At 35.1% G+C, this 13,195-nt stretch carries 14 protein-coding genes; 10 read left to right on the top strand and 4 right to left on the bottom strand.

The features are described 5' to 3' along the window. The 4 genes from ACY2V1_RS02210 to ACY2V1_RS02195 all read left to right on the top strand — a co-directional run. Window positions 1–689 (top strand): class I SAM-dependent methyltransferase (locus tag ACY2V1_RS02210; RefSeq protein ID WP_461833163.1); only part of this gene is annotated, 689 nt, incomplete at its 5' end. Between the two features lie 89 nt (window positions 690–778). Continuing rightward, the gene (locus ACY2V1_RS02205) at window positions 779–1,879 is read left to right on the top strand and encodes a glycosyltransferase (RefSeq protein WP_461833162.1); all 1,101 of its coding nucleotides are present in this window, start codon (window positions 779–781) and stop codon (window positions 1,877–1,879) included. Continuing rightward, on the top strand, window positions 1,880–2,809 hold the full coding sequence (locus tag ACY2V1_RS02200; protein WP_461833161.1) for a hypothetical protein: 930 nt from the start codon (window positions 1,880–1,882) through the stop codon (window positions 2,807–2,809). It begins immediately after the preceding gene. A gap of 143 nt (window positions 2,810–2,952) precedes the next feature. After that, window positions 2,953–3,426, top strand: coding sequence for a hypothetical protein (locus tag ACY2V1_RS02195; RefSeq protein ID WP_461833160.1), 474 nt, complete (start codon window positions 2,953–2,955; stop codon window positions 3,424–3,426). A gap of 31 nt (window positions 3,427–3,457) precedes the next feature. On the opposite strand, the gene ACY2V1_RS02190 is transcribed toward ACY2V1_RS02195, so the two are convergent. Both ACY2V1_RS02190 and ACY2V1_RS02185 read right to left on the bottom strand, forming a co-directional pair. Continuing rightward, window positions 3,458–4,129, bottom strand: a complete 672-nt coding sequence (locus ACY2V1_RS02190; RefSeq protein ID WP_461833159.1) for a phosphoadenosine phosphosulfate reductase family protein — start codon at window positions 4,127–4,129, stop codon at window positions 3,458–3,460. A 79-nt stretch (window positions 4,130–4,208) separates the two neighbouring features. Continuing rightward, complete coding sequence (locus ACY2V1_RS02185) at window positions 4,209–4,463, bottom strand: hypothetical protein (RefSeq protein ID WP_461833158.1); 255 nt, start codon at window positions 4,461–4,463, stop codon at window positions 4,209–4,211. Window positions 4,464–4,632: 169 nt separating this feature from the next. Here ACY2V1_RS02185 and ACY2V1_RS02180 point away from each other — a divergent pair, with 169 nt between their 5' ends. The 6 genes from ACY2V1_RS02180 to cls all read left to right on the top strand — a co-directional run bounded on the left by ACY2V1_RS02180 (window position 4,633) and on the right by cls (window position 11,081). Next, window positions 4,633–5,751 carry a branched-chain amino acid ABC transporter substrate-binding protein gene (locus tag ACY2V1_RS02180; protein WP_461833157.1) on the top strand — a complete coding sequence of 373 codons (1,119 nt, stop codon included), beginning with the start codon at window positions 4,633–4,635 and terminating at the stop codon, window positions 5,749–5,751. A gap of 229 nt (window positions 5,752–5,980) precedes the next feature. Continuing rightward, window positions 5,981–6,883, top strand: coding sequence for a branched-chain amino acid ABC transporter permease (locus ACY2V1_RS02175; RefSeq protein ID WP_461833156.1), 903 nt, complete (start codon window positions 5,981–5,983; stop codon window positions 6,881–6,883). Between the two features lie 37 nt (window positions 6,884–6,920). After that, a complete protein-coding gene (gene livM / locus ACY2V1_RS02170; RefSeq protein ID WP_461833155.1) occupies window positions 6,921–8,123 on the top strand; it encodes a high-affinity branched-chain amino acid ABC transporter permease LivM in 1,203 nt (400 codons plus the stop codon). 15 nt (window positions 8,124–8,138) lie between these two features. Further along, window positions 8,139–8,930 carry an ABC transporter ATP-binding protein gene (locus ACY2V1_RS02165; RefSeq protein WP_461833154.1) on the top strand — a complete coding sequence of 264 codons (792 nt, stop codon included), beginning with the start codon at window positions 8,139–8,141 and terminating at the stop codon, window positions 8,928–8,930. Next, complete coding sequence (locus tag ACY2V1_RS02160) at window positions 8,923–9,630, top strand: ABC transporter ATP-binding protein (protein WP_461833153.1); 708 nt, start codon at window positions 8,923–8,925, stop codon at window positions 9,628–9,630. The genes ACY2V1_RS02165 and ACY2V1_RS02160 overlap by 8 nt, the downstream gene beginning before the upstream one ends. Window positions 9,631–9,638: 8 nt before the next feature. After that, entirely contained in the window at window positions 9,639–11,081 is a 1,443-nt protein-coding gene (gene cls, locus ACY2V1_RS02155) for a cardiolipin synthase (protein ID WP_461833152.1), read from the top strand. Between the two features lie 2 nt (window positions 11,082–11,083). Here the strand turns inward: cls and ACY2V1_RS02150 are convergent, their stop codons facing one another. Together ACY2V1_RS02150 and ACY2V1_RS02145 are read right to left on the bottom strand one after the other, a co-directional pair. Further along, a complete protein-coding gene (locus ACY2V1_RS02150) occupies window positions 11,084–12,271 on the bottom strand; it encodes a vWA domain-containing protein (protein WP_461833151.1) in 1,188 nt (395 codons plus the stop codon). Window positions 12,272–12,274: 3 nt separating this feature from the next. Further along, window positions 12,275–13,126, bottom strand: coding sequence for an AAA family ATPase (locus ACY2V1_RS02145; RefSeq protein WP_461833150.1), 852 nt, complete (start codon window positions 13,124–13,126; stop codon window positions 12,275–12,277). Between the last annotated feature and the right edge of the window lie 69 nt (window positions 13,127–13,195).

Here is a 13,195-nt window from a genome sequence, read left to right as displayed (position 1 = left end):
TTGTTTTTATAATAAAACTGTTAGTCATCGTGGAGTTTTATATGCCAAAAATAGAACCATTTGAAAAATACAGCGATGAGTATGATGAATGGTTCAAAAAGAACATTGATCTATATGAAACTGAATTAAAAGCAATACGCCAGCTTATTCCTTCGCCTGGGGCAGAAGGTATAGAAGTGGGTGTGGGCACAGGGCAATTTGCTGTTCCACTTGGAATAAAAATCGGGGTTGAACCTTCAAAAAAGATGGCAAACAAAGCTAAAATGCGTGGTATCAACGTTTATATGGGCGTAGCGGAAGAATTGCCTTTTCCCGACAACAGGTTTGATTTTGTACTGATGGTAACAACCATTTGCTTTCTTGATGATGTACTCAAGTCTTTCAGAGAAGCGTTTAGAGTATTGAAGTACGGCGGATGCATCATTGTAGGATTTGTGGATAAAAAAAGTGAACTGGGCAGGCACTATTCAGATAAACAAAAAAAGAGTAAATTTTACAAAGAGGCCGTCTTTTTTTCTCCCCAAGAGGTATTGAAACTTCTTGAAGGAGCCGGCTTTAGGATTGTAAAAATTAAGCAAGCCCTCATACCTGGAGAATCGCAAGAAACAATTCTGGACGGCTTTGGGAAGGGGGCTTTTGTTGTAATCAAGGGTGTGAAACAAGACAAGTTAGCAAGTGCTTGCAGTTGACTGCGGTTTTGCTGCGGCCTTTGGCATTGCTTCATGTGGGCAAGTGACCTTTGTTGTTCTAAATCAGCTATTATGGAGTTTTTCTAGTAATGGATATTAACATGCTTCTATCTTTTTCTGGTGATGGTGGTGTTGAAAAAATGGCAGTTAATCTCATGCAGGGTTTTATAGACCTCAACTTACAGGTCAATCTATACAGAATAAAAGCAAAGGGCAGATTTGTAAAAAATATCCCAACTGATGTTAAAATTATTCAACTTCCCTTTAAGCACACATTTTTAAATATTCCATATATGATAAAAATTTTAAAAAAACATAAAATTGAGTCCCTATTGGTAATGAAAGAAAGGGCAGGCTTAATGGCCATTATATCAAAGTTAATATCAGGCTCTCAAACAAAAATATTTATTAGATTTGGGACACATATAAGACGCTCTTTACTAGAAAAAAACAAACCAAAGCCATATATTACATTAAGATTATTTTTATTAAAAAAACTACTTCCTTATTCAAACGGAATAATCGGGGTATCTAAAGGCGTTGTAGAAGACATAGTTTCATTTTGCCCAGATATCCAGAATAAATGGTATGTAATAAAAAATCCCACAATAACCAATGAGATCTTTGAACTCTCAGAAAAAAAAATAGACCATAAGTGGTTTACTGATCCTAAAAACAAACCAGTGATTATGGGAATGGGAAGACTCACCTATCAAAAGGATTTTGAAACTTTGATAAAGGCCTTTTCTTATGTAAATAAAAAATTGGATTCAAGATTATTAATACTGGGAGAAGGGGAATTAAAAAAACAACTGGAGGAACTCTCAGGCAACCTTGGCATAAGAGAAAAAATAGACTTTTTGGGCTTTAAAAAAAATCCATATCCTTATTTAAAAAAGGCAGATCTTTTTGTGCTCTCATCAAGGTGGGAAGGATCACCAAATGTACTAGTAGAAGCCCTGGCTCTTGGCACACCGGTTGTATCCACTGATTGTGAAAGCGGCCCCAGAGAGATTTTAAAAAATGGAGAACTTGGCCCCCTTGTTCCCATTGGCAATCCTATAGAGATGTCAAAAAAAATGGTAGAGGTATTACAAAATCCCCCAGACAAAGATAAATTAATTGATGGAGTAAAAGAATTCCATTATTTAACAAGCGCAAAAAACTATTTAAAATTAATAAAAAATTAAATGACCAAGGAATTAACTACTCGAATTTCTTCTGCAATAAAGAGTTCTATTAAACCAGCCATCTCTACTAGCATCTGGATTATTAAAATTACAGTACCAATTTCTTTTTTGGTCTTTTTAATTAAAGTATCTAATATGTTGCCCAAACTAGCTGGCTTATTTCATCCCCTTTTTAAACTAATAGGCGTTGGTGGAGATGGAGCATTAGTCTATATTACTGCTGGTCTTATAAATATCTATGCTGCTATTGCTGCGATTTGTACACTTTCCTTTACCCAAAGAGAAATTACTATACTGGCTCTAATGTGTCTTATATCTCACAATCTACCTGTTGAAAGTGCAGTACAAAAGAAAACAGGCTCATCATTTATAATAATCACAATTGTCAGGATAATAACTAGCTTTATTGCAGCCTATATTTTAAATATAGTACTTCCACCTATGGATTCAAAAAATATTGTAGCAATAAATTACAATATAACTTCAAAATCATACTTTTACATGGGCCTAAAACATTGGGCGTTGGATGCTTCTTATCTTATATTTAAAATTGTAGCTTTAATAATACTACTTATGATACTTCAATCTTTATTGGAAGAATTCAAAATTAATTTTATTTTAACAAAAATACTAAAATATCCATTAATGATTTTAGGAGTGCCAAAAGATGCAGTCTTTATGTGGATTGTTGCTAATACACTGGGACTTGCCTATGGAGCAGGCATACTAATCCACAATGTGGATTCAAATAAAATTAAAAAAAAAGATGCAGACATTTTGAATTACCATATTGCAATATCCCATTCACTTTTAGAAGATACCCTTTTATTTGTAGCAATTGGAGTACCTATTTTCTGGATCACTGTACCACGACTCATCCTAGCTGGAGTTGTTACGTGGATTAGGAAACTTTTTATTTATTTTAATTGAATAATAAAAACAATATTAGCATTAAATTAGATAACCATTTATGAATTATACCATTTATATTCTACCTTAATTTTCTTTACAAACTATTATGTTATGTATATCATACTTACACAACTTAATGATTCAAATCTAGGAGGCAAAAAATGGATGTAAAAATAATCAGCACAGAGGAAAAGCCCTTACTTGACAGGGGATATGTAATCTCTATTGTTATTAAAAATTTTAAACAGAGAAAAGATGTTGAGGTCCATCTTTTCAGGCCCAAATGGGATCCTGAGGAGTATTCCCGGTATGATTGGCCTGATCTAATTGGAAATCCATTGCCTGGTGCAAAGGAAATCGATCCAATATCCAGTAGAAAAGTATTGCTTGAGACCTTTAATGAAGATGAAAAGAATATAATAGTTGATTACTTAAAAAAAAGATATAAAAGCAGATTAAAGGAGATTAGGATATCTATCCTAAACTTTCCTATTCCCCTTGGTCTAATTGGACTTAGTGAAATTGAGCCTCAAGGGGATATTGGGATAATTGAATTTGAAAAAATCCCAAATTATCCCTTAGATTTTCCTTTTCACGGTGTTTATAATTTGGCCAGGCATGAAGAAATAAAATAATTTCTTAATTAAGGCAGAGTCATACTCTGCCCTAAAAATAACCTAAAGAATGAAGTTTCTCTAACTCTTGTTCTTTTTTAGGATTTCTACCTGACCTCTCTCCTTTTGTGGCCTTATTTGTACATGGAATACAGTCAATAGATCTGTATCCCATATCATACAAAGAACAATATGGGAGATTATTTTTTATGTGATAGGCCCAAACATCTGATTCTTTCCAATGTACAATAGGGTTTACTTGAAGGTAATGGGGCTCTTTTTTGTGCTCAAACCAGCTTGCATTTCTGCGAGACTCACTCTCATCGCATCTTACACCAGTTAAAATTACTTTTATGTCAAAATCCTCAATAGCCTTTTTCAAGGGCTTTATTTTTAAATCTCCACAACACAAGACTACATCTTCCTTGGGATATTGTTTTAAATCCACATCTGGTTTTATAATGATAAGATTAAAATCATATATTTTTTTAAAATTATCCATAAATTCCCTAATTTCAGGAAAAGTAAATCCTGTGTCTATAAATAGACAATTGGGTATAAACTTAATTTTTTTCTCCTTTAAAAATTCTATAAACAGGTGCAATACCACTGTTGAGTCCTTTCCCCCGGTCCAGCTAATATATAATTTTTCCAGATCGTGTTTTTCCAAAATTTCACTTAAATACCTGTATGAAATCTTCATTTTTGAATCCAAGTTGTCCATAAATACCATCCCTGTATGCTATAAATACAATAATTTTTAGTCGTTTTTTAATTTATCATTGAGAATCTATGGCTAAAATTTAAGGTATTTTCTCTACAATCCGTAAATTAAATCCCTTTCTCACAAAAAATCCTATCCATTCCTTGGCATCGCTAAGATTTTGATATTGACCCAATAATAATTGAATCTTGTTGCTCTCGTCCCATATCCAGTGATATTCAGCAAACAAAATACCTTCTAGTTTCAAAGACTCAACCACTAGATCCCTTAACCTATTCCTCTCTTCAAAGTCCTTATCTCCAATATCAGGCCCCACCAACAGCACGTAAAACATAAAAATTCCTATAACTAAAATTTCTTAAATATAAATTATACAAAATAATAAAAATTCTTCAATAGAATTTTAGTTGCAAACAAAAAACAATTTTCCTTGACACTACAAAAAACTGCTACTAACTTTTTTTAATCTAAGAAAACCTTTTAAAGCAAAAGGAGGGAGCAGTATGAAAAAAATTTTTGTATTAATTGGTGCACTCTTTCTTGTACTTAGTCTTTTAACACCAGGTAGTTGTGGAGATATAATAAAAATAGGTGTAGCTGGGGCTCACAGTGGAGACCTTGCATCCTATGGCCTACCAACCGTAAATGCTGTTAAATTGGTAGCAGATAACTACAATAAAAAAGGTGGACTCCTTGGGAAAAAAGTTGAAGTTCTTACAGGTGATGATCAATGTAAGCCTGAGCTGGCAACAAATGTAGCAACAAAGATGGTTTCAGACGGAGTCGTTGCAGTAATAGGACACATTTGCAGTGGCGCAACTAAGGCTGCCCTGCCTATCTATAAGGAGGCCAAAATACCTGTAATTTCCCCATCAGCCACCAATCCTGCCCTGACCCAGAGTGGGCGATATCCAAACTTTTTCAGGACAATTGCATCAGACGATGCCCAGGCAAAATTAGACGTTGAATTTCTTTTAAACGTCTTAAAGGCTAAGAAGGTTGCAATCATCCATGATAAAGGTGACTATGGTAAGGGATTTGCTACCTATGCAAAAAAATTTATTAAAAAAGATGGGAGGGCAAAAGTTGTATTATTTGAAGGTGTAACCCCTGGCGGCGTAGATTATTCTGCTGTTGTTCAAAAAATAAAGAGGAAAAAACCAGATGTAGTTGTTTTTGGTGGTTACCATCCAGAAGCATCAAAAATTGTATCAACAATGAGGAAAAAAGGACTAAAGATACCTTTTATATCTGATGACGGTGTAAAAGACATCACCTTTATAAAAGTTGCTGGCAAATATGCAGAGGGTGTATATGCATCTGGTCCCAAGGATATTTCTAAAAATCCTCTTCATATAAAGGCAGTTGAAGAACACAAAAAGGTTTTTGGGTCTGATCCAGGGGCTTTTTTTGACAATGCCTATTCTGCTGCACTAGCCCTATTTAATGCAATTGAAAAAGCTGGATCCACAGACTATGACAAAGTTACTAAGGCTCTCAGAACCTATTATGTGGATACCCCTGTGGGAAGAATTAAATTTGATAAAAAGGGCGATGCAGAGGGAGTTGGATTTTCTGTGTATCAAGTACAGAATGGAAAATTTGTTGAGATAAAATTCTAAAAATTTATTGTTAAAAATTATATTACTGTGAAGGCTAAAATGGGCAGATCCATTTTAGCCTTTACTTATGTTTCTTATTGTCAATAAAATCAATTTGAGTTTTTTGATGTGAGTTAATATTGTTGTTACAAATTTTTAAAATTTCAACCTGCAGTTGGATTTGTGAGGCTAAATAAAAAATTAATTTTTTTAAAAAAAACAAAACACTCTGGTTAAAGAGGGCAGAAAAATGGATTATTTTTTAGAACTATTTTTCAGTGGACTGTCTAAAGGAAGTATTTATGCTCTAATTGCTCTTGGTTACACCATGGTTTACGGAATTATCGAGCTAATTAATTTCGCCCATGGTGAGATATACATGATCGGTGCCTTTACTGCCCTTATCATCTCAGGCATCTTAACAATCCTTGGATTTAACAAAATTTCTATACTTATATTAGCCACAATAGGAGCAGTGATATATTCATCAGCATATGGATTTACAGTTGAAAAAATAGCCTATAAACCCCTTAGGGGCTCATCCCGCTTATCTCCTCTTATTTCAGCAATTGGTATGTCAATTTTTTTGCAAAATTATGTGTTATTAGCCCAAACACCAAATTTTGTCTCTTTTCCTGAACTAATCCCTGAAATAAAATGGCTTGAACCATATTCAAGTTTTCTTGGATCTACAGACTTTGTTATAATAGTAACTACCGCCATTGTAATGGTTCTTCTGACTATTTTAATTAAATTCACTAAAATAGGTAAAGCTATGAGGGCAACTGCTCAAAACCAGGTCATGGCAGCGCTTGTAGGTGTAAATGTGGATAAAATAATATCTGTGACCTTTATAATTGGGTCAGGACTTGCTGCAATTGGCGGCGTCTTAATTGGATCACACGTTGGTCAGATAAACTTTTATATTGGATTTATAGCAGGAATTAAGGCATTCACTGCAGCAGTTTTGGGGGGAATTGGATCTATCCCTGGGGCTGTCTTAGGGGGATTGGTCCTTGGATGGACTGAAAGTTTTGGAACAGGATACATATCCAGCGATTATGAAGATGTATTTGCCTTTTGTCTTTTAGTACTCATCTTGATATTCAGACCATCTGGAATTTTAGGTGAATCAACTCAGCAAAAAGTATAATTTTCTATATAAAAAATTCATGGATATAGGTGGAAATATGTTTGAAGAAATAAAAAAATCCATAAAAGTTAGTATCTGGTTTATGTTTCTTACCTTTCCCATAATGGTAATAAAGGTAAATTTAACTGACAAAGTAATAATATGGAGATGGAAAAATCTAATATTAGTGGGCATTGGGTCTTTTTTTCTATCTTTTATCTGGAGATATTTGCTTGAGAGAAAGGCAAAAAAAGCAAAAAAAGAAGAAATGGGAATTGGCCAGACATCTATTTTTCTCAAAATATTTAATAATCCAAAGTATGCAAAACCCCTATATATTATATTTTTACTTTTTATTTTGGCCTTTCCCTTTATCTTTTCAATGTATCAAACAAATATAATGATTTCTGCTCTAATATACGTAATGCTGGGGCTTGGGCTTAATATAGTGGTGGGTTTAGCAGGACTTCTAGACCTTGGTTATGTGGCATTTTATGCTGTAGGAGCATATAGTTATGCATTGCTTAATTATCACTTTCACATAAATTTTTGGCTAGCTCTTCCAATAGGTGGATTATTAGCTGCTATTTTTGGAATTGTCCTTGGCTTTCCAGTCTTAAGACTAAGAGGAGATTACCTTGCAATAGTTACCCTGGGTTTTGGGGAAATAATAAGACTTATCTTAGAAAACTGGGATGAATTTTCCTTCGGTCCAAGCGGAATATCAAATATTCCTAGACCTTCTCTTTTTGGAATAAATTTGGGTGTTAAAGAATCAACTATTTTTATATACTACTTAATAGTCCTCATGAGTATTATCACTATATTCGTAGTAAATAGGCTTCAAAATTCAAGGCTGGGAAGGGCATGGATAGCCCTTAGAGAGGATGAAATTGCCTGCCAGGCAATGGGTATTGATAAGACCAAAACTAAATTGACTGCCTTTGCCCTTGGGGCAACATGGGCGGGTTTTGGTGGTGTTATATTTGCTGCAAAAACTACCTTTATAAATCCCGCTAGTTTTACCTTTTTAGAATCAGCTATCATCTTATCAATAGTGGTCTTAGGAGGAATGGGATCCATTCAAGGGGTAATTCTGGCTGCCTTAATTATGATTCTCCTTCCAGAATACCTAAGGGCTTTTTCTGATTACAGGATGCTAATTTTTGGAGCATCAATGGTACTTATGATGGTTTTTAGGCCAGAAGGACTCATTCCAAGTTCCAGAAGAAAATATGAGTACGACCCAACTAAAAGATAATTCAAGGGATTTGCTATGAATAAAAAAGAGCCTATCTTAGATGTCAAAAATATATCCATGCACTTCGGAGGTCTCAAGGCAGTTGATAAATTGAGCCTTCAGGTCTATCCAGATGAAATAGTAGCTTTAATTGGTCCAAATGGAGCAGGTAAAACCACTTTTTTTAACTGCATAACAGGGATTTATGAGCCTACCTTAGGCGATGTGTTTGTCCTCAGAGATGGAAAAAAAAGGAGACTCAACGGGCTTAAACCCAATAAAGTAACAGAACTAGGTCTGGCCAGGACATTTCAAAATATACGAATATTTTCAAATATGACTGTACTTGAAAATGTAATGGTGGGTAGGCATTGCAGGACAAAATCATGGGTAATCGGGGCAATTTTAAGGGATAAAAAAACCAGACAAGAAGAAATAGAGACTATAGAATATAGCTATAACCTTCTGGAAAAACTAGACTTACATAAATTTGCCAATGAAATGGCAAAAAACCTTCCTTACGGAGCCCAAAAAAAGCTGGAAATAGCCAGGGCACTTGCTACTGATCCTGTTCTCCTTCTACTAGATGAACCAGCCGCAGGTCTAAATCCCCAGGAAACATCAGAATTAAAAGACATTATAAATAAAATTAAGGAAGAAGAAAAAATATCTATACTCTTAATAGAACATGACATGAAATTGGTCATGAACATATCAGACAGGGTCTATGTAATGGAATCTGGCAGATTATTGGCACAAGGAACACCTAGAGAGATATCTCAAAATCCAGAGGTAATTAAAGCGTATCTGGGAGAAGAACATGCTTAAATTAGAAAAAATCAATACCTTCTATGGGCCAATTCAAGCCCTATTTGATGTATCAATAGAGGTCAATCAAGGAGAGATAATAACCCTGCTTGGAGCAAACGGAGCGGGAAAAACAACTACCCTTATGTCAATTTGCGGAGTTGTACCACCTTTATCTGGAAAGATTATATTTGAAGGAAAGGAAATAACTGGACTATCCACAGATAAAATTGTTTCCATGGGAATAGTTCAAGTACCAGAAGGTAGATTAATATTTCCTCGACTAACGGTGCTGGAAAACCTAGAGATGGGGGCATATTTGAGACGTGACAAAAAGGGAATAAAAAAAGATTTAGAATATGTTTTCAATATCTTTCCAATACTTGCAGAAAGGAAAAATCAAAAAGGAGGAACACTTAGCGGAGGAGAACAACAAATGCTGGCAATTGCCAGGGCCCTTATGGCAAGGCCAAAATTACTGCTCATGGACGAACCCTCTCTTGGACTGGCTCCCCTGATCATACAACAAATATTCGATATAATAAAAATGATTAACAAGGAAAATAAAACCACCATATTTTTAGTTGAACAAAATGCCCATCAGGCCCTAAAAATAGCCCATAGAGGATATGTAATGGAAAATGGCAGAATTGTGATGCAAGATAGTGCTGAAAACCTTTTAAATAACGAAGATATAAAAAAGGCATATTTAGGGCTCTAATACTTTATATGAGTGCTTTTACTTACTTTATTGCCTTAATTATTTTTTTATTTCAAATCGCAAGTGCCCTTCATGCCCTTTTTTATAAAAAGGATCCAAGGGCTGCATGGGTATGGATAATTGTATGTTTAATGCTGCCCCCTATTGGACCAATTTTATATTTTTTGTTTGGAATAAATAGGGTCAAGTTAAAGGCAAAAAAAATAAGGTGGTTTTGGCCTGATGTAATTAACAACGATTTGGAATTTCCCCACAACAAAGACAATATCTACAATTCTTCTTATAGATATTTTGTAATCCCCCCTGATTTTCATCAAATTGCAAAAATCTCTGATTCAATATCAAAATTTCCCCTTGTCTCTGACAATAATGTTGAGGTCCTGTACAATGGAGATGATGCATATCCTTCAATGATATATCAAATTAACCATGCTAAAGAATCGGTTTTTTTACAGACATATATTTTTGAGAGAAAAAAAATCGGAAAACAATTTGTAGATGCACTATCCGAAGCAAAACAAAGAGGAGTTGATGTAAGGGTAATTGTTGATGGTATTGGAGAGTGGTATTCTTATCCAACCATTGGCCCATATCTAAGAAAAAACAACATACCTTTTACTAGATTTCTCCCTCCAAGAATATATCCTTTCTCTCCTCTAATAAATTTGAGAAATCACAGAAAAATACTGGTTGTTGATGGAAAAGTTGCTTTTACAGGGGGAATTAATATTAGAGACAAACACATAATCTCTCAATATAAAAAAAGAAATAAGATTCAAGATGTTCATTTTAAACTAACTGGCCCTATAGTGGGACAGCTTGAACAAATATTTATAGATGATTGGTTGTTTTGCACTGGTGAAAAAATAAAAAAACGAAGATCACTACCTGAACCTATGGGAGAGGCTATTTGTAGGTGCATAACTGTTGGGCCAGATGATGACTTAAATTCATTGACAATCCTACTGGTGGGAGCAATTTCACTGGCAAAAGAGTATATTTACATTATGACCCCTTATTTTTTGCCTAACAGGGAAATAATCGGGGCACTGCAATCAGCAGCCTTGAGAGGTGTTGATGTCAGGATAATACTTCCTGAAAAAAACAACATTCCCTATGTGCATTGGGCCACAAGGAACATGCTCTGGGAACTGCTTATGTATGGAGTAAAAATCTATTTCCAACCTCCACCTTTTTGTCATTCAAAGATATTTGTTCTAGATGAATTCTATTCATTAATTGGTTCTGCAAACTTGGATTACAGGAGCCTTAGACTAAATTTTGAATTGGTTGTTGAGACTTTTTGCAAAAAACTGGCAACAAAACTTACCTCTCACATAAGTAAGACAGTACAAAAATCTAGAGAAATTACCCTTCACGAGGTGGACTCTCGCCCATTTTTAGAAAAATTAAGGGATTCTGTGTGCTGGTTATTCACACCCTATTTATAAAATCAACTGGACAAATACTTAACCATCTTCTCCAGTCCTCTTAAACTGAGCTCAAACATTGGGAATATTTCTCTAATATACAAAATGGTCTGGGTGTATTTCCACTGGTATTCCATCTTTGGATTTAACCATACGCTATATTTAAATGTCTTTCTGATAAATTTTAAGATATCAATGCTAGGGATGCCTGACCTCTCACCAAAATAAATAGAGCCATCAGGAACTAAAAGCTCATAAGGCGCCATTGAGGCATCTACAACTATTATGAATCTGGTATCTGGGTCTAATTTTACTAAATCCGTTACCTTATAAGGTCTCTCTATCCTTGGTGGATCCTCCCAAAGATAGTCGTAAATTGTATTGTGGAAATAAAAAACCTTCAAATCCTTAAACTGATTTTTTGCATAATCAAATAATACTTGAACCATCTCCACATAAGGATCCATAGACCAGCCGCCATTATCTATAGCAAGAACCACCTTGAGTTTGTTTTTTAAGGATCTCTCAAATACTAATTCAATTTCCCCTGCATTTTTAACTGTTTCTCTGATTGTCTCAGGGATATTTAGCTGGTCCTTTGGACCAACTGGCTGAAGGTTTTTGAGTTGCCTCAATGCCTCTCCTATTTGAGATGTGGTAAGTGGTCCTTCTCTGTTATAGTCTTTATATCGCCTCTCTAAGGCAACCTTAATTGCTGATTTGTTTCTTGATACACCACCAACTCTCATCCCACCAGGGTGAAATCCAGAGTGGCCAACAGGAGATGTACCACCTGTCCCTATCCAGCGATTTCCCCCATGGTGCTCTTCTGTCTGTTCCTTTAGCCTGTCTAAAAAATACTGCTCCACTTCCTGAGGAGTCATTTTCTTGAGCTGGTCTTCAGGAATCCCCAGTGCATCTGCAAGTAATTTTGGCTCTTTTAACCACTCTCTAAGCAACATCTTAATGGTATCAGACAGCTCCACACCTTCTGTTTTTACAAACTCCTTACCCTCAAAATAGTGGGCAAAGAGTCTGTCGTATAGATCAAAATACCTCTCTGATTTTATCAATATGCTTCTTGCTGCTGTATAAAAATCAAATAGAGAATTTATAATCCCAAGATATAGTGCCTTTTGGAGCCTTAAGAAGGCAGTTGGACTAACTGGAATCCCATTTTCCCTAAGCAAATAAAAAAAGTCCACAAACATAATTTATGCCCTTATCCTTGCAATACTGTTTTTTGCTATTTCAAGGTCCCTGCTTTTTTTAAATAACACCCCAAGGTAAGGTACATCCTTTTTTAACTTAGAGGGCTTAAAATCAGGATCTGTCATAAGGGCACGTATCCAATTAATAAGTTCCCTTGTAGCTGGCTTTTTCTCAATTGAGGGAAGTTCCCTCATTTTATAAAAACAGCTAATACAATTTTCAAGGAGCTTGTCTGATATATCTGGAAAATGGACCCTTATTATCTTTCTCATCATCTCCTTTGACGGAAAGGCAATATGATGGAAGTTACACCTTCCTAAAAATGGTTCAGAGAGGTCTTTTTTGGCATTAGAAGTAATTATTATAACTGGCCTGTGTTTTGCTCTTATTTTTTTGTCTATCTCAATTATATCAAATTCCATCTGATCTAAAATATCCAGCATATCGTCTTGAAAGTCTGAATCTGCCTTGTCTATTTCATCTATCAATAAAACCACCCGCTTATCACTTACAAAGGCCTGACCGATCTTTCCCATTCTAATGTATTCCTCAATATTACTCACATCCCTTTTTGAATCCCCAAATCTACTATCATTTAAACGGGTTAAAGTGTCATATTGATATAAGGCATCTATCAACTTCATTGATGACTTAACGTTTAGTACAATAAGGGGCATATCCAAGGCTTCTGCTATTGCATGGGCTAACATGGTCTTACCTGTTCCTGGCTCACCTTTTAAAAGAAGGGGCATCTCAAGGGCCATTGAAACCCTTACAATTTTTGCCAACTCCTCATCTAATACATATTTTGAGCTCTTCTCTAATCTAGTCTGCAAATATTCTTCTGAATACATGACTTTTCACTCCTGTATTTGTTTTTTAATGACCATAGATGGATATTTCCCTCTTGCCAAGTGGAAAAA

This window comes from Desulfothermus sp., from assembly GCF_053993635.1.
The sequence above is the reverse complement of the archived record's forward strand: the minus strand, read 5'-3'. Positions and strand labels throughout refer to the sequence as shown.